This window comes from Pseudomonas parafulva (assembly GCF_002021815.1).
GTDB lineage: Bacteria > Pseudomonadota > Gammaproteobacteria > Pseudomonadales > Pseudomonadaceae > Aquipseudomonas > Aquipseudomonas parafulva_B.
In genome coordinates, this window is the sequence record NZ_CP019952.1 from 1,324,240 (window position 1) to 1,343,290 (window position 19,051).

The 19,051-nt window shown below is 61.5% G+C and carries 15 protein-coding genes; 13 read left to right on the forward strand and 2 right to left on the reverse strand.

Features of this window, described 5'->3' with window-relative positions:
• Positions 1 to 6 precede the first annotated feature (6 nt).
• Positions 7 to 888: a hypothetical protein gene (locus tag B2J77_RS05880; RefSeq protein ID WP_058638455.1), complete on the reverse strand. Its 882-nt coding sequence runs from the start codon at positions 886 to 888 to the stop codon at positions 7 to 9.
• A 521-nt stretch (positions 889 to 1,409) separates the two neighbouring features.
• On the opposite strand from B2J77_RS05880, the gene B2J77_RS05885 reads away from it, so the two are divergent.
• From B2J77_RS05885 to B2J77_RS05945, 12 genes are all read left to right on the forward strand, one after another.
• The gene (locus B2J77_RS05885; RefSeq protein ID WP_078478167.1) at positions 1,410 to 3,221 is read left to right on the forward strand and encodes a type I secretion system permease/ATPase; all 1,812 of its coding nucleotides are present in this window, start codon (positions 1,410 to 1,412) and stop codon (positions 3,219 to 3,221) included.
• 12 nt (positions 3,222 to 3,233) lie between these two features.
• Complete coding sequence (locus B2J77_RS05890; protein WP_058638453.1) at positions 3,234 to 4,559, forward strand: HlyD family type I secretion periplasmic adaptor subunit; 1,326 nt, start codon at positions 3,234 to 3,236, stop codon at positions 4,557 to 4,559.
• Complete coding sequence (locus B2J77_RS05895) at positions 4,556 to 5,971, forward strand: TolC family outer membrane protein (RefSeq protein WP_078478168.1); 1,416 nt, start codon at positions 4,556 to 4,558, stop codon at positions 5,969 to 5,971. The genes B2J77_RS05890 and B2J77_RS05895 overlap by 4 nt, the downstream gene beginning before the upstream one ends.
• Before the next feature lie 391 nt (positions 5,972 to 6,362).
• Positions 6,363 to 7,394, forward strand: coding sequence for a GDP-mannose 4,6-dehydratase (gene gmd / locus B2J77_RS05900; RefSeq protein ID WP_058605499.1), 1,032 nt, complete (start codon positions 6,363 to 6,365; stop codon positions 7,392 to 7,394).
• Entirely contained in the window at positions 7,394 to 8,290 is an 897-nt protein-coding gene (locus B2J77_RS05905) for a GDP-mannose 4,6-dehydratase (RefSeq protein WP_078478169.1), read from the forward strand. Before gmd ends, B2J77_RS05905 begins: the two co-directional genes overlap by 1 nt.
• Positions 8,287 to 9,429 (forward strand): glycosyltransferase family 4 protein, encoded by a 1,143-nt coding sequence (locus B2J77_RS05910; RefSeq protein WP_058638450.1) that lies wholly within the window; start codon positions 8,287 to 8,289, stop codon positions 9,427 to 9,429. Before B2J77_RS05905 ends, B2J77_RS05910 begins: the two co-directional genes overlap by 4 nt.
• Complete coding sequence (locus tag B2J77_RS05915) at positions 9,426 to 10,535, forward strand: glycosyltransferase family 4 protein (RefSeq protein WP_058638449.1); 1,110 nt, start codon at positions 9,426 to 9,428, stop codon at positions 10,533 to 10,535. Before B2J77_RS05910 ends, B2J77_RS05915 begins: the two co-directional genes overlap by 4 nt.
• Before the next feature lie 75 nt (positions 10,536 to 10,610).
• The gene (locus tag B2J77_RS05920; protein WP_078478170.1) at positions 10,611 to 11,582 is read left to right on the forward strand and encodes a UDP-glucose 4-epimerase family protein; all 972 of its coding nucleotides are present in this window, start codon (positions 10,611 to 10,613) and stop codon (positions 11,580 to 11,582) included.
• On the forward strand, positions 11,579 to 12,583 hold the full coding sequence (locus B2J77_RS05925; RefSeq protein WP_078478171.1) for an MraY family glycosyltransferase: 1,005 nt from the start codon (positions 11,579 to 11,581) through the stop codon (positions 12,581 to 12,583). The genes B2J77_RS05920 and B2J77_RS05925 overlap by 4 nt, the downstream gene beginning before the upstream one ends.
• Positions 12,584 to 12,685: 102 nt before the next feature.
• Positions 12,686 to 14,704 (forward strand): polysaccharide biosynthesis protein, encoded by a 2,019-nt coding sequence (locus B2J77_RS05930; RefSeq protein ID WP_078478172.1) that lies wholly within the window; start codon positions 12,686 to 12,688, stop codon positions 14,702 to 14,704.
• A 247-nt stretch (positions 14,705 to 14,951) separates the two neighbouring features.
• Positions 14,952 to 16,321, forward strand: a protein-coding gene (locus B2J77_RS21280; protein WP_416231881.1) for an IS3 family transposase whose coding sequence is annotated in 2 segments (ribosomal slippage) — positions 14,952 to 15,431 and positions 15,434 to 16,321 — 1,368 coding nt in all. Because the reading frame shifts where the segments join, the coding sequence is not laid out codon by codon here.
• Positions 16,322 to 17,545: 1,224 nt separating this feature from the next.
• The gene (locus B2J77_RS05945; protein ID WP_078478173.1) at positions 17,546 to 17,881 is read left to right on the forward strand and encodes a ComEA family DNA-binding protein; all 336 of its coding nucleotides are present in this window, start codon (positions 17,546 to 17,548) and stop codon (positions 17,879 to 17,881) included.
• Between the two features lie 56 nt (positions 17,882 to 17,937).
• Here the strand turns inward: B2J77_RS05945 and B2J77_RS05950 are convergent, their stop codons facing one another.
• A complete protein-coding gene (locus tag B2J77_RS05950) occupies positions 17,938 to 18,105 on the reverse strand; it encodes a DUF2897 family protein (RefSeq protein WP_023535343.1) in 168 nt (55 codons plus the stop codon).
• A gap of 213 nt (positions 18,106 to 18,318) precedes the next feature.
• Between B2J77_RS05950 and pyrF the strand changes: the two genes are divergently transcribed.
• The gene (gene pyrF, locus B2J77_RS05955; protein ID WP_027914290.1) at positions 18,319 to 19,020 is read left to right on the forward strand and encodes an orotidine-5'-phosphate decarboxylase; all 702 of its coding nucleotides are present in this window, start codon (positions 18,319 to 18,321) and stop codon (positions 19,018 to 19,020) included.
• The last annotated feature ends 31 nt before the right edge of the window (positions 19,021 to 19,051 follow it).

Consider the following 19,051-nt stretch of genomic DNA (forward strand, 5'->3'; position numbering starts at 1 on the left):
GTTACTTCAGGCCATGTGGCCCGCTGCAATAGTATTCTGCTGTGACGCAGAGTTTTCCCACGGAGACTTAAGGCGGGCAGCGTTCATCTTCGTTACGGGTGTTAGGGCGAGGTGCAAGGCCACCAACGGCTCGTTGCCGGTGGGGCCGTGCATCATCTGATTCGCGACCAGGCGTTGTGGTTCCGTATTTTTGAAAACAACAAGGCCGGTTAATTCGTAATGCTTGCGCAGGGGGCCTACCAGGCTGAAACCAACACAAATCAGCGGCAGCCCCTGGCCACGGGCACCGACTGTGGTGCCTGTCGAGACGTTGCGGCATGGGCCGGAGCCGGCCACCATGCAGGTATAAAGAAGGTCGACACCCACTGGCTTTTCAGCCCAGTCGATGGAAAATGAGTCGATGAACTCTTCAGTACCAGGCTCGCCAACCCAACCTTCGCTGGACACGACTTCGCCGCTTTGGCTCAGGTGAGCAGTCAGGGTGATGGGCAGTGGCTGCGTACTGGCGGCGATAGCCTGGGACGGGTCTGTGCTGGCCACAACGGCGAAGGTGCGCATGATGGCAGGGGAGGTGTCGATTCTGTCGATTCGCAGGTCCACGGGTTCGATCACTTCGTCGAACATGTGGTACTCAGTGATCAGCACTGTTGTTACACCGCCTTTGACACGCGCAACAATAGTGTCACCGAGCTTTGTTAGCATGTTTTTGCTGACACCCTCGGCGGGGAAGAAGTCGATGGAGCCTTTACCCAGCGGCGCTTGTTGCAACGCAATGCAGACAGGTTTGTCTGCCGGAGGCTGTGAGGCGTACCTGAAGATATACATCCCTGGTTCGAGCAGGGTGACCCGTGAGCTGATTTTCAGGCCGTCAAGGGTCTGCGAAGGCATAGACATGGCGTTGTTAAGCTCCTTTTAAGCAATAACACTGGTAGCTAACGTGCTCAAACCCGTGCATACACTGAACGGCCATTGAAGGCTCCTTGCGAGTGGCGAAGATGCCGCCGGAGGGGGAAGATGTCAACCAAGAAATCTAAAAAAAAATTCATATCGGTAGGGAACTTAGGTCTAAGGGCAGCGATCTTTCTACGTTTTTTTTTGATAACCGAGCATCAGCGTAGGATGATCTGCAGGCTGATAAATTCTTTTAAAATCATGATCTTGTGATTTTAAGGCTTGGTTCAAGCTCAATCTGATGGTTTTATGGCGTCTGGTTTTTGTCAGCATGGCAGTGCCTGCCGTTGGTCAGTGAGACCGCCAAAGCAAGTGTCTGTTTCCACTCCAGATCAAACATTTCATGAAAACCCACTGTTCATCGCTGAACAAAGCGGTCCAGGAGTAATCTGACACGCTGCCCTCTTTGGCGGGTGTTACACTGCCCGCCGCTTTCGCCACTCTTCAGTACGGACACCATGAGTTATCAATCCGACAACAATCTGCAAGCCGCCCTCAGAGCCTGCAAAAGCAGCTTCCTTTCGGTAGGGTTTTTCAGCTTCTTCGTCAACGCACTCATGCTGGTGCCTACCTTCTTCATGATTCAGGTCTCCGGCCGCGTGGTGCCGTCGAGTAGCACTTCAACGCTTCTTATGTTGACGTTGATCATGACCGTGCTGATCGTGACGATGGGTGCTTTGGAATGGGTCCGTTCCCGCATCATGGTGCGTATCAGCAACCGCCTGGATATCATGCTAAGCCGAGATGTGTACCGCGCCAGCTTCAAGCGCGCACTTTCAAGCGGCGGAGGCGATGCCACAGCCCAGTCCCTAAGCGATCTCACCTCGCTGCGGCAATTCTTCACCGGGCCTGGCCTCTTCGCGTTTTTCGATGCGCCGTGGTTTCCGATCTACACCATCGTGATGTTCTTGTTTCATCCTTGGTTTGGCTGGATGACGCTGTTCTGTGGGGCGGTGCTTGCGGTGTTGGCATTCGTCAACCATCGCGTCACCGGCAGCGCACTTGCAGAGGCTAACAAGGAGAACGTCGCTTCGAACGTCGTGACCACCAAAACCCTGCGCAATGCCGAAGTCATCGAATCGATGGGCATGCTCGATACCCTGATGAATCGCTGGGCACGTCGTCAGCGCAACATCATGCTTTTGCAGTCCAATGCCAGTGACAAGGGCGGGGTGGTCAGCTCTACCTCCAAAACGTTCCGCATTTGGTCGCAGTCGATCATGTTAGCAATTGGGGGCTATTTGGTTGTGACCCACCAAGTCAACCCCGGTTTGCTGATGGCAGGCTCCCTATTGCTGGGCCGCGCGCTGTCGCCCATCGACCAGATGATCAGCAGCTGGAAAGGCTTCGTCGCCGCAAAGGTGCAATACGACCGCCTCAGCAAAGTCATGGATGATCTGAAAAACGAACCTGAGCGCATGCCGCTTCCTGCTCCGGAAGGTCACATCCAGGTCGAAAACCTCATCGTGGCCCCGCCCGGCGCCAAGGCTCCGGTCATCCGCAGCATCAGCTTCGTAGCGCCCGCCGGCTCCATCGTCGGTATCGTCGGCCCAAGTGCGGCCGGTAAATCCACACTGGTGCGTGCCCTGATGGGCATCTGGCCCCCTCAGCACGGTGTAGTTCGCCTCGACGGCGCCGACATCGCCAGCTGGGATAAGCAGGCCTTGGGCCCTTACGTCGGCTACCTGCCGCAAGACATCGAGTTGTTCGAAGGGAGCATCAGCGAAAACATTGCCCGCTTCGACAAAGTCGACCCGGAGAAGGTGGTGGAAGCTGCCCAGATGGCCGGCGTGCACGAGATGATCCTCATGCTGCCCGACGGTTACGACACGGTCATTGGCAGCGATGGCGTCAACCTGTCCGGTGGCCAGCGTCAGCGCATTGGCTTGGCCCGTGCCATTTATGGCAACCCGCGCCTGATCGTGCTGGATGAGCCCAACTCTAATCTCGACGATGTTGGTGAGCGTGCCCTGGGCGTCGCCTTGCAGAAACTCAAGGAAACCGGTGCCACGGTGTTCATCGTGTCCCACCGCCCCAACATCCTTACCCGCCTGGACCGTATCCTGGTCATGGCAGGGGGCACCATCTCGCTGTACGGCGAACGTGATCGCGTCATTGCCGAGCTGGCCGCCCAGCAGGCCAAGGCGCAGCAGCGGGTCGCTCAGCCCGCTGCTGCCCAGCCCCCAGCCGCCCCACCGGCTGCACCTAACGCAGCGCCGCCTGCGGCCCCGGCAGCTTCGCCTGCCGCCACCACCAGCCCCGGCGTTTGAAAGGATTTGTAGATGAGCAGTAAAGCGATTACCGAGTTCGATCACAATTTCGACGACATGCCCACGTCCGACCGCGGCATTCGCCGCATTGGCCTGACTATTGTCTTCGTTACATTCGGCATTTTTGGCAGCTGGGCGGCCTTCGCTCCGCTTAGCAACGCCGTGCACGGTTCCGGTGTGGTCACCGTGCAGAACTACCGCAAGACCGTGCAGCACCTTGAGGGCGGCATCGTCAAGGAACTGCTGGCCCGTGACGGCGACCTGGTCAAGAAGGGCGACCCGCTGATCGTGCTGGACGAGTCCCAGCTCAGCGCCGAATACGAGTCCACCCGTAACCAGCTGATCGTGGCGCGCTATAAAGAGGCACGCTTGCGGGCAGAGCGCGACGGCCTGAACGAAATCCCCCCGGTCAAGATGGACGGCACCGACTCTGTCCGTGCTCAGGAGGCCATGGCGGGTGAGTTGCAGGTGTTCAACGCGCGACGCAACTCGTTGCAGGGTGAGATTTCGGTCAACCGTGAGCGCATCCAGCAGATGAAGCAGCAGATCGCCGGCTTGAACGACATGATCGGGACCAAGAGCGGGCTTGAGAAGTCATACACCGGTGAAATCAAGCAGCTCAAGGAGTTGCTGGCCGAGGGCTTTGTGGACAACCAGCGCCTGCTCGAGCAGGAGCGCAAGCTGGACATGCTCAAGACCGAAGTGGCGGACCACCGCTCCAACATCACCAAGACCAATTTGCAGATCGGTGAGACCGAGTTGCAGATCGTGCAGCTGAAAAAGAAATTCGACTCTGACGTGGCAAACGAGCTTTCGGACGTTCAGGCCCAGGTCTTCGACCTTCAGGAAAAAGAAGCAGCCCTGCGTGACCGCCTGTCGCGTGTGGTGATCCGCGCACCCGAAAGCGGCATGGTACTGGACATGAAAGTGCACACCATTGGCGGTGTGATCAGTGCGGCCACGCCAATCCTGGATATCGTGCCAGCCCAGTCGGAGCTGGTGGTGGAGGCCAAGGTGGCCACCCGGGACATCGACCGCCTGGAATTGGGTAAAACCGCAGACATCCGTTTCACCGCCTTCAACCAGGCCACCACGCCGGTCATCGAGGGCAAGCTGGTGCGCATTTCGGCGGACAGCCTGACCGACGAGCGCAGCGGCGATACCTACTACCTGGTACGTGTGCAGGTGACTGAAGATGGCATGAAGAAGCTGGGTAACCGCAAACTGCACCCTGGCATGCCAGCCGAAGTACTAATCAACGCCGGCGACCGCACCATGCTGCAGTACCTGCTCAAACCGGCCCGCAACATGTTCGCCGAATCGCTGATCGAGGAATGATTGTGCTGCGTTTGCTACCTGGAATGCTGATGTGCATGGTCGCCTGCCAGGCGGTGGCCGTGGAAGGGAAGGGCGCGCCGGCTGAGGTGCCCAAGGCGGTGTCGGCGTCAACCTACACACTGGACTTGGCCGGCCTGTACCGTGAGGCCAGGCTGGAAGACCCTCGGGTGCTCGCCGCGTATGCCCGCGCCCGCTCGGCCGAAGCCCAGCAGCGTGAAGCCTTGGGTGGCTTGCTGCCGCAGGTGTCGGCCAACGCCAACACCAGCCGCGTGCTGCGCAAGAACGAGATCGACCGTGACATCTATAACAACGAAAGCTATTCGTTGAGCCTGACCCAGTACCTGTACAACAAGCCGGCCTGGGAGCGGTACCAGAAGTCCAAGAGCGTCAAGGACCAGAAGGGCCAGCAAGCCGAGGACACCCTGGCCGAGGCCACGGTAGACCTGGCCAAGCGCTACTTCGTGGCCCTGGCTGCCGACGACGAACTGGCGCTGGTGCAGGCCGAACGCCGCGCCACGCAAAAAAACCTGGACCGCGTCACCAGCATGTTCGACCGGCAGATGGCCAAGATCACTGACAAGCTGGACATGCAGGCGCGCGTCGACTTCCTGGCCGCCCAGGAAGTGGAAGCCCGCAACCAGGTGCAGGTCAGCCGTGAGGCGCTGGCCGAGATCGTAGGTCGGCCGATCACCGAGCCGCTGAGCCGGGTTCGTAACGATGTGGCGCTGCAGGCGCCTACCCGGCCTTTGCAGGAGTGGTTGACCCAGGCCGTGGAAACCAACCCGCAGCTCAAGGCCTCGCGCAGCGGTGCCGAGGCGGCTATGGCGGCCGTGCGTGAAGGCAAGGGCGAGCACTACCCGCAGCTGTCCCTGAGCCTGAGCGCTCAGCAGAGTGACCAGGGTTACGACAACACCCAGGCGCCGCGCAGCGACAGCTATGTGGCAAGCCTTGGGGTGAAGATCCCGATCTACAGCGGTGGCTCTACCTCGGCCCGGGTACGTGGGTTGTATGACGAGCAGTTGGCGGCCGAAGAACAGCTCGAAGGCATTCGCCGCCAGGTGGTGAAGGAAACCACCACCGCCTTCCTCACTGCCCAGGCTGCGGTTGAGAAGATCCGCGCCAACCGCAACGCCCTGTCCTCGGCCCAGCAGTCCAGCGTGGCTGCGCAGAAAGCGTTCAGTTACGGGGTGGTCAATGCGGTCGATGTACTGACCAGCGTGCAGAACGAGTTCAAGGCGCGTCGTGATTTGCTCAAGACCCAGTACGACTTCATCACCAATCTGTTCCTGCTCAATCGTTGGGCAGGTCAGCTCAACCAGGACAGCGTGGACAACGTGAATGTGTGGCTGAGCCCCGTGCCTGAGCCGACCTTGCCGGGCGGTGACGTAGCGCGGCTGGATGCGCGTCGCTGATTGGACGTGTGGGGTGTAGGGCGGTTGAAAGGCGTCGCTTGGCAGACGCCTGATACTATTCCTAAGAGCCTTACGCGCTCCCACACGGGCTTGAGCCAGCCTCCCACACGGGCTATGGCCAGCCTTCAGAACTCAGCCAAAATCAGACCATTCCTACAGGCCAATCACTGGCCATTCTCCCCCCTGGAACTTATTCTCCCGCGCCGGTTCCTAACCCCCTCAATAAGGCCTGACCGGCAGCTGGCCGCGCGCCAGTACTTTGTGAGTCGAGTACTCCCCCCGACCTATGTATACTGCCGCATGCAAGCGAGTACGCGCGGCTCGGAGCTGCCGCGTCAAGCCCCAATAATCACACATGCCCGCACGGCACTATCGGAGTTGGTTAAGTCGCATGAAAGCAATCGTTACTGGGATCACTGGTCAAGACGGCGCCTACCTGGCGGAACTGCTGCTGGAGAAGGGCTATACGGTCTACGGCACCTACCGTCGTACCAGCTCGGTTAACTTCTGGCGCATCGAGGAGTTGGGTATCCACACCAACCCTAACCTGCACCTGGTCGAGTACGACCTCACTGACCTGTCGGCCAGCATCCGCCTGCTGCAAACCACCGAAGCCACCGAGGTGTACAACCTCGCCGCCCAGAGCTTCGTGGGTGTGTCCTTCGAGCAGCCTTTGACCACAGCCGAAATCACCGGCCTGGGCGCTGTCAACCTGCTCGAAGCCATCCGCATCGTCAACCCGAAGGTCCGCTTCTACCAGGCCTCCACCTCCGAAATGTTCGGCAAGGTGCAGGAAATCCCGCAGGTCGAAACCACCCCGTTCTACCCGCGTAGCCCCTACGGTGTGGCCAAGCTGTACGCCCACTGGATGACCATCAACTACCGCGAGTCGTACAACATCTTCGCCACCAGCGGCATCCTGTTCAACCACGAGTCGCCCCTGCGTGGCCGTGAGTTCGTGACCCGCAAGATCACCGACTCGGTCGCCAAGATCAAGCTGGGCCTGCTGGACAAGCTGGAGCTGGGCAACCTCGACGCCAAGCGCGACTGGGGCTTTGCCAAGGAGTACGTCGAAGGCATGTGGCGCATGCTGCAGGCTGACGAGCCGGACACCTTCGTGTTGGCCACCAACCGCACCGAAACCGTGCGTGACTTCGTCACCATGGCCTTCAAGGCCGCTGGTATCGAGATCAACTGGAGCGGCAAGGAAGAAGCCGAGCAAGGCACCTGCGCTGCAACCGGCAAGGTCCTGGTCGTCATCAACCCCAAATTCTACCGCCCAGCCGAAGTCGAGCTGCTCATCGGCAACCCGGCCAAGGCCAAGCAGGTACTGGGTTGGGAGCCAAAAACCAGCCTCGAAGAGCTGTGCCGCATGATGGTCGAAGCCGACCTGCGTCGTAACGAAAAAGGGTTCTCGTTCTGATGCAAATGGCCAGCAAACGCGCACTCGTCACCGGGATCCATGGTTTCACAGGTCGCTACATGGCGGCCGAATTGCGGGCCAATGGTTATGAAGTGATCGGTACCGGGAGCCAGCCCTCGGCGGCGCCCGACTACCACCAGGTCGATCTGGCCGATGGGCCGGGCCTGCGTGCGTTGCTGGCCGAACTGCAGCCGGATGTGATCGTGCATCTGGCTGCCATTGCGTTTGTCGGGCACGGCGCTGCCGATGCCTTCTATCAGGTCAACCTGATCGGCACGCGCAACCTGCTCGAAGCCATTGCGGCCTGCGGCAAGGCGCCCGAGTGCGTGCTCATTGCCAGCAGTGCCAATGTCTACGGCAATGTTTCCGAAGGGATGCTGGACGAGCACACCCCGCCCGCACCGGCCAACGACTACGCCGTCAGCAAGCTGGCGATGGAGTACATGGCAAGGCTGTGGTGCGACCGGCTGCCGATCGTCATTACGCGTCCGTTCAACTACACAGGTGTTGGGCAGGCCGAGAACTTCCTGCTGCCCAAGATCGTTTCGCACTTCCAGCGCAAGGCCCCTGCCATCGAGCTGGGCAACCTGGATGTGTGGCGTGACTTCAGCGACGTGCGCGCCGTGGTGCGCGCCTACCGCGGCCTGATCGAGGCGCGGGCAGTGGGCCAGACCGTGAACGTGAGTTCCGGCATTACCCATTCGCTGCGCGAAGTTATTGCCAAGTGCTCGGCCATCACCGGGCACACGCTTGAGGTGCAGGTAAACCATGCGTTCGTGCGCGCCAACGAGGTCAAGACCTTGTGCGGCGACAACGCCCGCCTGCGGGCGCTGGTGCCCGGTTGGCACACGCCTGACCTGGATGAAACGCTGGGTTGGATGCTCGCCGCTCAATGAAGGTCATTCTTTCCGTCGAATCGGTCCGCTTTCCACTGACCGGTATCGGGCGTTACACCTACGAGCTGGCCTCGCGGCTGCAGCAGTGCGATGACATCGACGACCTGCGGCTGTTTGCCGGGCGCAGCTTCGTGCCGGAGCTCCTCAAGCCTGCAGACCAGTCCGATGCCGTGCATGGGCTCAAGCGCTTCGTCCAGAAAAACGCCTTGGCTGTCGAAGCCTACCGGCGCCTGATGCCGTTTCTGCGTAAGCGTGCACTGCGTGGGCATGATGACTTCATCTACCACAGCACCAACTTTTACCTGCCGCCCTTCGCAGGCCGGAGCGTCGCCACGTTCCACGACTTGTCGCCGTTCACCTGGGCTCATTGCCACACCCCGCAGATCGCCCGGTACTTGCAAAAGGAGCTCATGCTGACGCTTGAGCGGGCCGATGCGCTGATCACGGTGTCCCATTACATTCGCCAGGAGCTGGCGGATTACTTCAACTGGCCGTTGGACCGCATTCATGCGGTTCCCCTGGCCAGCTCGCCGCAGTTTCACCCCCGCAGCCCGCAGGCGCTCACACAAACGCTGGCGCGTCATGGTCTGGAACCTGGCGGCTACAGCCTGTTCGTGGGCACCATCGAGCCGCGCAAGAACATCGAGAACCTGCTCGACGCTTATGGTCGCCTACCGCTTGCCCTGCGCCAACGCTGGCCGCTGATCCTCACCGGCTACCAAGGCTGGCGCAGCGAGGCCATCCACGCCCGCATCGCCCAGGCGCAGCAGCAGGGCTGGGCCCGCTACCTGGGCTTCGCCCCCAGCGAAGACTTGCCGTTGCTGTTCGCCGGCGCCCGCCTGTTCACCTTCCCGTCGCACTACGAAGGCTTTGGCCTGCCCGTGCTCGAAGCCATGAGCTCCGGCGTGCCGGTGGTGTGCTCCAACAGCTCTTCGCTGCCGGAAGTCGCTGGCAATGCAGCGCTCATGTGCGCGCCCGACGACGTCGATGGCCTGACCGCACTGCTGCAACGCGGCCTGGAAGACGAAGCCTGGCGCGCCACGGCCATCGCCCAGGGCTTGCAGCATGCCGGTGGTTTCTCGTGGGAGCGGTGTGCCCAAGGCACCCTTAAGGTGTATCAAGCGGTCAAGCAACGATGATCAAGGTCCTGCATTTTTTCAAAACCTATTACCCCGATTCCATGGGCGGTATCGAGCAGGTGATTTTCCAGATCGCCGAAGGCACCCAGGCCCACGGTATCGAGCCCGAGGTGCTGTACCTGAGCTCACGCGGCGCTGCCCGCAACGAGCCGGTGGCCAACCACCTCACGCACCGCGCCAAGCTCGACCTGCATGTCGCCTCCACCGGCTTTTCGCTGTCGGCGTTCAAGGACTTTGCCGAACTGGCCCGCAAGGCCGATATCGTGCATTTCCACTTTCCCTGGCCGTACATGGACCTGGTGCACTTCGCTACCCGGCTGAACAAGCCGACCGTAGTCAGCTACCACTCCGACATCGTCAAGCAGAAGTGGCTGCTCAAGCTGTACCAGCCGCTGATGAACCGCTTTTTCTCCAGCGTCGACCGGGTTGTGGCGTCCTCGCCCAACTATGCGGCGCACAGCCCGGTATTGACCCAGTTCAAGGACAAGGTGTCGATCATCCCGTATGGTCTGGACCGGTCCACGTACCCAAAGGCCAGTGCCGAAAAGCTGGCGTACTGGCGGCAACGGTTAGGCGAACGGTTCTTCCTGTTCGTCGGGGCGCTGCGTTATTACAAGGGGCTGGACTACCTGCTGGAGGCCGCACGCATCAGCGGCTTGCCCGTGGTCATCATGGGTGGGGGTTTTCTGGAGCAGCAGCTGCGCCAGCAGGCCAGCGACGCGGGACTGAGCCAGGTGCAGTTCCTGGGTGGCTTGCCAGACGAAGACAAGGTGGCGCTGCTGGAACTGTGCTATGCCTTTACCTTCCCGTCGCACCTGCGCTCGGAGTCCTTCGGCATCTCGCTGCTGGAAGCGGCCATGTACGGCAAGCCGCTGATCTCCTGCGAAATGGGCTCCGGCACCACCTTCATCAACCTGGCCGACCAGACCGGGCTGGTGGTACCGCCGCGCGACGCACCGGCACTGGCCCAGGCCATGCAGCGGCTGTGGGACGACCCGGCCCAGGCCCAGGCCATGGGTGCCGCCGCCCAGCAGCGCTTCGAGCATGTCTTTACCGCATCGGCCATGGCCAATGCCTACGCCGAGCTTTATCGCGGCCTCTTGTAGCCCGGTCAGTCAGGCACAACGAGGGCGAAGATCGCCGCATGCCGGCCCTGCCGGCGTGAACCGAGAACGGATTTCATGGAACGACGCACGCTATTGATCACTGGAGCCTCGGGCTTTGTCGGCAGCGCCCTGTGCCAGCGCTTGGCGACGGTCGAAGGCCTTACGCCGCGCGCCGCCTTGCGCCGCGGCAGCCCATTGCCTTTGGCGGGCATTGACGCGGTCACCGTTGCGGACCTTGGCGCCGATACTGACTGGCAAGCGGCACTTATCGATGTAGACGTCGTGGTGCACGCGGCAGCGCGCGTGCACGTGATGAAGGAAGCCGCCACCGACAGCCTGGCCGAATTTCGCCGTGTGAACGTGCAGGGTACGCTCAACCTGGCCCGCCAGGCGGCGGCTGCGGGCGTGCGCCGTTTCATTTTCATCAGCTCGGTCAAGGTCAATGGCGAAACCAGCCAGCCGGGCCAGCCCCTGCATGCCGACGATACCCCCGCGCCCCAGGACGCCTATGGCGTTTCCAAGCACGAGGCCGAGCAGGGGTTGCAGGCGGTAGCCGCCGAAACGGGCATGGAGGTCGTCGTCATCCGCCCAGTGCTGGTCTACGGCCCAGGCGTCAAGGCCAACTTCCTCAGCATGATGCGCTGGCTGGAGCGCGGCGTGCCCCTGCCGCTGGGGGCGGTACACAACCGTCGCAGCCTGGTCTCGTTGGGTAACCTGGTCGACTTGATCATCACCTGCGTGGATGACCCTGCGGCCGCGGGCCAGACGTTCCTGGCCAGCGATGGCGAGGATGTATCCTTAAGCGAGTTGCTGCGGGCCCTTGGCCATGCGTTAGGCCGTCCCGCCCGCCTGGTGCCGGTGCCAGCCGCGCTGTTGCAAACGGGTGCCGCGCTGCTGGGGCGCCGTGACTTGGCCCAGCGCCTGCTGGGCTCCCTCCAAGTGGACATCACCAAGAACCACCAGCTGCTGGGCTGGCGACCGCCCTACACCCTGGAGCAAGGCCTGGCCGCCACCGCCCGCGCCTTCAAGGAGAACCCCCGCCCATGACCGCCATCCTCATCGTGGCAGGCATCGCCACCTGGCTGATGACGGCCGCACTGCGCCGCTACGCGTTGTCGCGCAGCCTGCTGGACATTCCCAATGCCCGCAGCTCACACACCTTGCCCACACCCCGTGGCGGCGGGGTGGCCTTCGTCGTGGCCTTCATGGCCGGCGTGCTGGTGCTGGGCTGGGCAGGGTATGTGGCGCCGTCGGTGCTGGTGGGTATCCTCGGGGCAGGGGGCCTGGTGGCCGTGATTGGGTTCATGGACGACCACGGGCACATCGCCGCGCGCTGGCGCCTGCTGGGCCACTTTGCTGCAGCCGCCTGGGGGCTGGCCTGGCTGGGCGGCCTGCCGCCAATCAGCGTGTTCGGCTGGCCGTTGCATGCCCTGTGGCTAGCTGCGCCGCTGGGGCTGCTGTACCTGGTCTGGCTGCTGAACCTCTACAATTTCATGGACGGCATCGATGGCATTGCCAGCATCGAAGCCATTTGTGTGTGCCTGGGTGGCACCGTGCTGTTCTGGCTGGCGGGTGCGCCGGGTGCTGCGTGGCTGCCGCTGCTGCTGGCCGCCACCGTCACCGGTTTCCTGATCTGGAACTTCCCGCCGGCGCGTATCTTCATGGGTGATGCCGGCAGCGGTTTTCTCGGCATCGTGCTGGGTTTGCTGGCAATCGTGGCAGGTTGGATAGATCCGCTACTCTTCTGGGGGTGGTTAATACTTCTGGGTGTGTTCGTGGTGGACGCTACCTTCACCTTGGCGCGCCGTTTGCTACGCGGTGAAAGGGTCTACGAAGCACACCGCAGCCATGCCTACCAGTACGCCTCGCGGCGCCACGGTCGCCACCGGCCGGTAAGCCTGGCGGTGGCGGCCATCAACCTGGGCTGGCTGCTGCCCGTCGCGTTGGTCGTGGTGGTGCTCAAACTGGATGGGGCAACCGGAACCTTGGTGGCCTATGCCCCTCTGATACTGTTGGCAATTGCCTACCGGGCAGGGGAGAAGGAATAGCATGCTCCAGCAAGGCAGGCGCAATCAGGGTTGTACAGGGCTGTATGTTCGGCAGTCGCTCTGGTCATTTTCACAATTTGGCGTAGCCATGAGGAAAACCGGATGAGCAACGCAAAGAACGACAGGCTACGGCAGTTTCTGGTCACCCTGTCACGCCGGCAGAAACGCCTCATCCAGGTCTGCACGGACATTGTCCTTATCTGGTTCGCCTTGTGGTTGTCGTTCATCGTGCGGCTGGGCGTGGAGGAAATGTACAACCCCATCGTCGAGCACACCTGGCTGTTCATGGCCGCGCCGTGCGTGGCTATTCCCTTGTTCATCCGCTTTGGCATGTACCGGGCGGTGATGCGCTACTTCGGCAACGATGCGCTGGTGGCGATCATCAAGGCGGTGACCCTGTCTTCGCTCATCCTGGCAGTGGTGGTGTACTGGTACAGCAACCACGAGGCCGTGGTACCGCGCTCGACCATCTTCAACTACTGGTGGTTGAGCATGGTGATCATCGGTGGCTTGCGCCTGATCATGCGCCAGTATTTTCTGGGCGACTGGTTCACCGGCGCCCATCAGATCCCTTTCGCCAACCGCGACGACGGGCAAATCAAGGTAGCTATCTATGGCGCAGGTACCGCCGGCAACCAGTTGCTGGCGGCGCTGCGCATGGGCCGTGTGATGCGCCCGGTGGCCTTCCTCGACGATGACGGCGACCTGGCCAACCGGGTCATTTCCGGGTTGCAGGTGTACAAGCCCAAGCACTTGCAGCAGATGCTCAAGGAAACCGGCGCCCAGGAGGTGTTGCTGGCACTGCCCTCGGCCACCCGCGCGCGGCGCCGGGAAATTCTCGCCCTGCTCGAACCGTACCCGCTGCACGTGCGAAGCGTGCCGGCCTTTGCCGACCTGGCCACTGGCCGGGTGAAGGTGGACGATATCCAGGACGTGGACATTGCCGACTTGCTGGGCCGCGACCCGGTGCCCGCGCAGGAAGGCTTGCTGGAGCGCTGCATTCACAAGCAGGTGGTGCTGGTGACCGGTGCCGGTGGCTCCATTGGCGCCGAGCTGTGCCGGCAGATCATCGGCCTTGGGCCCAAGACCTTGCTGCTGCTGGACCATGCCGAGTTCAACCTGTACAGCATTCTCAGCGAGCTGGAGCAGCGCGTGGCCCGGGAGTCGCTGTCGGTGCAGCTGCTGCCGATCCTGGGCTCGGTGCGCAACCAGCAGCATCTAGTCGATGTGATGAGCACCTGGCGTGTGGATACCGTCTACCATGCCGCCGCCTACAAGCATGTGCCCATGGTCGAGCACAACATCGCCGAAGGCATTCTCAACAACGTCTACGGCACTTTGTGCACGGCCCAGGCGGCGTTGCAGACCGGGGTGGCCAACTTCGTGCTTATCTCCACCGACAAGGCCGTGCGCCCGACCAATGTAATGGGCAGCACCAAGCGTTTGTCCGAGTTGATCCTGCAGGCGCTTAGCCGGGAAGCGGCGCCGGTGCTGTATGGCGATTGCAACAAGATCGCGCGGGTGAACAAGACCCGCTTCACCATGGTGCGTTTCGGCAATGTGCTGGGCTCGTCCGGTTCGGTGATCCCGTTGTTCCACCAGCAGATCAAGACGGGTGGCCCGCTGACCGTTACCCACCCGAAGATCACGCGTTACTTCATGACCATCCCGGAGGCGGCGCAACTGGTGGTGCAGGCCGGGGCCATGGGGCAGGGTGGGGATGTGTTCGTGCTGGACATGGGCGAGCCGGTGCGCATCGTCGAGCTGGCGGAGAAGATGATTCACCTCTCGGGCTTGAGCGTGCGCAGCTCCTCCAACCCCCAGGGCGACATCGCCATCGAATTTACGGGGTTGCGGCCGGGTGAGAAGTTGTACGAGGAGCTGCTGATCGGCGACGACGTATCGCCCACCGCGCACCCGATGATCATGGCGGCCAATGAGGACTATCTGGCGTGGGAGCGGTTGCGCGAAGGGCTGACGCTGTTGTTGGCGGCGGTGGCCGAAGACGACTTCACCCGCGTGCGGCAGTTGCTGCGCGAGATGGTGAACGGCTATTCGCCCCAGGGCGATATCGTGGACTGGGTTTACTTGCAGCGTCGCCAGGGGCCGGTGGAGCGGTAAGTGCTTGGCCTGCCTATTGGGTTTGGCGCTCGAGGGGGTGGTCGTGCCTTTGCAGCCATCGCTATTGATGTGCGGACTGATACCCTGGGGCCGCTTTGCGGCCCATCGCGGCGCGAGGCCGCTCCCACAGGTGCGATTAGGCCTGTGCTTCACGCCGTGTTATCGCCTGCCTAGCACCGCATTTGAAAGCTCCCACCTCCTGAGCTGCGCCCCAAATGTTGGACATCCGTCCACTTTTGGGGTTTTTATGCGCAGGTATTCAAAGCAGTTCAAGCTGTCAGCCATTCAGGCCTTTCTTGATCGCGGGTATGGCTTTCGCCATGTTGCCGCACAGTTCCAAATGGATCCGACGCTCCTTCGTCGCTGGGTCGCGGCCTACCGTACGCACGGTCAGGCCAGTCTGGAGAAAACAGGCCGCCATTACAGCGCCGAGTTCAAGCTCGCTGTTCTTCATCATAAATGGCGCGAAGACCTTTCGTTGCGTGCCACGTCAGCGCTTTACAACCTCGGCAATTCCACACTGGTTCGCAGTTGGGAGGAACAGTATTACAGTGGCGGACATCAACCCCGACCGCCCCGTAAGAAGCCAGTGATTACCGCGATGCCTAAAGCACCCAGCAAGTCTGAAGACGTTTCATCCACGCCTACTGAGCAACTCACTCGTGAGCAGTTGCTGACAAGGCTAGCCCAGCTCGAAGCGGAGAACGCCTATCTAAAAAAGCTCGAGGAGCTAGACGAGGAGAAGGCGAAGAAGAAGATAGCCAGGAAAAAACCCGGCTAGTCGCGGCGCTACGTAAGCTTTACCCGCTTGCCTGGCTGCTCAAAGCAGCTCATTTGTCGCGCAGCACTTATTATTACCAGCTCGGCGTGCTCGAGGCTGGGGATCGGTGTGCCTCGCTCAAAACGTTGATACAAGACATCAGCCACCGGCACCGCGGCCGCTACGGGTATCGGCGAGTCACCTCTACGCTGCGTAGCGAAGGGCAATCGGTTAACAGTAAGAAGGTACGCCGTCTGATGGCCGAACTGGACCTGAAATGTACAGTGCGCCCCAAGAGGTACAAATCTTATCGGGGGCTAATGGGCGAAGCCGCCCCCAACATCCTTAAGCGCGACTTCCGCGCAGACCAGCCAAATCAAAAGTGGGTAACGGATGTTACCGAGTTCAAAGTGGCAGGTGAGAAGCTATACCTTTCTCCGATCATGGATCTTTATAACGGCGAGATCGTTGCCTATCGTACCGACTCCCGACCCCGATTTACCTTGGTAGGCGAAATGTTGGAGACAGCAATCAATAGGCTACCAGCTAACAGCCGGCCGCTCTTGCACTCAGATCAAGGCTGGCATTATCGATACCCTGACTACTGCAAGCGGTTGAAAGAAGCAGGGCTTGAACAGAGCATGTCACGCAAGGGCAACTGCCTGGACAACGCGGCGATGGAAAGCTTTTTTGGGACGCTCAAATCGGAGTACTTCCACCGTGAGCGCTTCGCAAGCGTGGCTGAGCTTAAGGCGGGGTTGGATGAATACATCCATTATTACAACCATGATCGAATCAAAATGAAGCTCAACGGCCTGAGCCCTGTGGCTTACAGGACTCAGGCTGAGATAGGCTAACCAACTGTCCAACATTTGGGGCGCAGCTCAGAATCCTGTGGGAGCGGCCTCGTGCCGCGATGGGCCGCAAAGCGGCCCTAAGATCTAAAGCGCGCCACCAGCTCTGCGGCTCCCACAGGTGCGATTAGGCCTGTGCTTCACGCCATGTTACCGCCTGCCTAGCACCGCATTTGAAGGCTCCCACCTCCCCGGGTGGGAGCGGCCTCGCGCCGCGATGGGCCGCAAAGCGGCCCCAAGATCTAAGGCGCGCCACCAGCTCTGCGGCTCCCACAGGTGCGATTAGGCCTGTGCTTCACGCCATGTTACCGCCTGCCTAGCACCGCATTTGAAGGCTCCCACCTCCCCGGGTGGGAGCGGCCTCGTGCCGCGATGGGCCGCAAAGCGGCCCCAAGATCTAAAGCGCGCCACCAGCTCTGCGGCTCCCACAGGTGCGATTAGGCCTGTGCTTCACGCCATGTTACCGCCTGCCTAGCACCGCATTTGAAGGCTCCCACCTCCCCGGGTGGGAGCGGCCTCGCGCCGCGATGGGCCGCAAAGCGGCCCCAAGATCTAAAGCGCGCCACCAGCTCTGCGGCTCCCACAGGTGCGAGTAGGCCTGTGCTTCACGCCATGTTACCGCCTGCCTAGCACCGCATTTGAAGGCTCCCACCTCCCCGGGTGGGAGCGGCCTCGTGCCGCGATGGGCCGCAAAGCGGCCCCAAGATCTAAAGCGCGCCACCAGCTCTGCGGCTCCCACAGGTGCGATTAGGCCTGTGCTTCACGCCATGTTACCGCCTGCCTAGCACCGCATTTGAAGGCTCCCACCTCCCCGGGTGGGAGCGGCCTCGCGCCGCGATGGGCCGCAAAGCGGCCCCAAGACCTAAAGCGCGCCCACCATCCCTGTGACTCTTACCCCGGTAGGGTATCCAGCACCCCCGCATTCAGCACCACATCACACACCCTAACCCTCAAGCGACTACCCCGACCCTCTTGTCAGACTCAGCCCCCCAGCACGTCAGCCCCATTTCCCACTAATCACCTCTCCCCCAATGAACCCTGCTACACCTCACCAAACCAACCGACCCCACCTCTGCAGCCTCCCCCCACCCTAAGCCCATCCCCGACCAATCCAGTAACCATTACCCCACCCCAAACCCTGTCCCACCCCCCACCTCCAGCGTTAGGGTTAACCCCGCAGCCCAAGGAATAGGCTGCCAGAAATGACCAATCCTAGGAGTCTTCATCATGCGTAAAAACCTGCTCACCGCGCTGCTGCTCCCACTCGTCGCCAGCCTTTCGTTCACCGTAAACGCAGCACCCTCCAATACCACGACAATGGTCGAACCCATGGCGATGGTCGCCCAGGCAAGCCAGCAAGCCACCCCGCTGGTTGACCTCAACAGCGCAGATGCCCTGACCCTCCAGAAAGAACTCAACGGCATCGGCAAAACCAAGGCCGAGGCAATCGTCGCCTACCGCGAAGCCCACGGCCCCTTCGGATCAGTCGATGAATTGCTCGAGATAAAAGGCATCGGCAATGCGCTGCTGGAACGCAATCGCGACAAGCTGAAAGTGCAATAAGCACAGAGGGGCGGGCCTATCGACAGGCCCGCTCATTGAAAGGGCGTTGACCGCACTCAGCGGTCTTGAGCATCCCGGGCATCAGCCTCGGCATTGCGTTCATGGACCTTGCGCAACTGCTCGTCAGTCAACGGCAGCTTCTTGGCCGTGTCGCGCAGCATCATCAAACCGCCGACGATCGAGCCAATGGCAACGATGAGTATCAGCCAGGCATACCAAGGCATTTTCCTTCTCCTGTTGCGAGTGTAAGCGGCTTGCTTACCTGTTTTGAGCCAGGCGCCGCTTCGTTGGTTCAATGGTACAGCGCCTCATCCCGGCCCAGCACCCAACGCCCACATCCTGGCTCACCGTCCGACCAATTCCTCAGCCAGCAGCCCCCAGCCTGCGTCACATCGTTTACAATGCGCGCCGTTTCCGACTTGCCAAGAGACCCTGCCATGCCCGCTTGCCAGACGCCCCTGATCGTCGCCCTGGACTTCCCCACCCGCGAAGCCGCCCTGAAGCTGGCTGACCAGCTGGACCCTGCGCTGTGCCGCGTCAAAGTGGGCAAGGAGCTGTTCACCAGCAGCGCGTCGGGCATTGTCGAAACCCTGTGCGACAAAGGCTTCGAAGTGTTCCTGGACCTGAAATTCCACGACATCCCCAACACCACGGCCATGGCCGTCAAGGCCGCTGCCGAGATGGGCGTGTGGATGGTGAACGTGCACTGCTCCGGCGGCTTGCGCATGATGGCGGCTTGCCGTGAAGAACTGGCCAAACGGAGCGGCCCGCAACCCCTGTTGATCGGTGTGACCGTGCTGACCAGCATGGAGCGTGAAGACCTGGCCGGTATCGGCCTGGATGTAGACCCGCAAGAGCAGGTGCTGCGCCTGGCGGCGCTGGCCGAGAAGGCCGGCATGGACGGGCTGGTGTGCTCGGCGCTGGAAGCCCCGGCGTTGAAGGCTGCGCACCCAGGCCTGCAGTTGGTTACCCCAGGCATTCGCCCAGCAGGCAGTGCTCAGGATGATCAGCGTCGCATCCTCACGCCGCGCCAGGCCCTGGACGCCGGCTCGGACTACCTAGTAATCGGCCGCCCCATCAGCCAGGCCGCCGACCCAGCCCAGGCCTTGGCAGCGGTGGTGGCCGAGATTCGCGGCTGAGCCTGAACCGCACGCCTGTCAGGCTCCGGTA

What these genes read in the sequence shown, in the direction of transcription:
- B2J77_RS05880 (WP_058638455.1), bottom strand. Translation starts at nt 888, where the DNA reads ATGCCTTCGCAGACCCTTGACGGCCTGAAAATCAGCTCACGGGTCACC.
- B2J77_RS05885 (WP_078478167.1), top strand. Translation starts at nt 1,410, where the DNA reads ATGAGTTATCAATCCGACAACAATCTGCAAGCCGCCCTCAGAGCCTGC.
- B2J77_RS05890 (WP_058638453.1), top strand. Translation starts at nt 3,234, where the DNA reads ATGAGCAGTAAAGCGATTACCGAGTTCGATCACAATTTCGACGACATG.
- B2J77_RS05895 (WP_078478168.1), top strand. Translation starts at nt 4,556, where the DNA reads ATGATTGTGCTGCGTTTGCTACCTGGAATGCTGATGTGCATGGTCGCC.
- gmd (WP_058605499.1), top strand. Translation starts at nt 6,363, where the DNA reads ATGAAAGCAATCGTTACTGGGATCACTGGTCAAGACGGCGCCTACCTG.
- B2J77_RS05905 (WP_078478169.1), top strand. Translation starts at nt 7,394, where the DNA reads ATGCAAATGGCCAGCAAACGCGCACTCGTCACCGGGATCCATGGTTTC.
- B2J77_RS05910 (WP_058638450.1), top strand. Translation starts at nt 8,287, where the DNA reads ATGAAGGTCATTCTTTCCGTCGAATCGGTCCGCTTTCCACTGACCGGT.
- B2J77_RS05915 (WP_058638449.1), top strand. Translation starts at nt 9,426, where the DNA reads ATGATCAAGGTCCTGCATTTTTTCAAAACCTATTACCCCGATTCCATG.
- B2J77_RS05920 (WP_078478170.1), top strand. Translation starts at nt 10,611, where the DNA reads ATGGAACGACGCACGCTATTGATCACTGGAGCCTCGGGCTTTGTCGGC.
- B2J77_RS05925 (WP_078478171.1), top strand. Translation starts at nt 11,579, where the DNA reads ATGACCGCCATCCTCATCGTGGCAGGCATCGCCACCTGGCTGATGACG.
- B2J77_RS05930 (WP_078478172.1), top strand. Translation starts at nt 12,686, where the DNA reads ATGAGCAACGCAAAGAACGACAGGCTACGGCAGTTTCTGGTCACCCTG.
- B2J77_RS05945 (WP_078478173.1), top strand. Translation starts at nt 17,546, where the DNA reads ATGCGTAAAAACCTGCTCACCGCGCTGCTGCTCCCACTCGTCGCCAGC.
- B2J77_RS05950 (WP_023535343.1), bottom strand. Translation starts at nt 18,105, where the DNA reads ATGCCTTGGTATGCCTGGCTGATACTCATCGTTGCCATTGGCTCGATC.
- pyrF (WP_027914290.1), top strand. Translation starts at nt 18,319, where the DNA reads ATGCCCGCTTGCCAGACGCCCCTGATCGTCGCCCTGGACTTCCCCACC.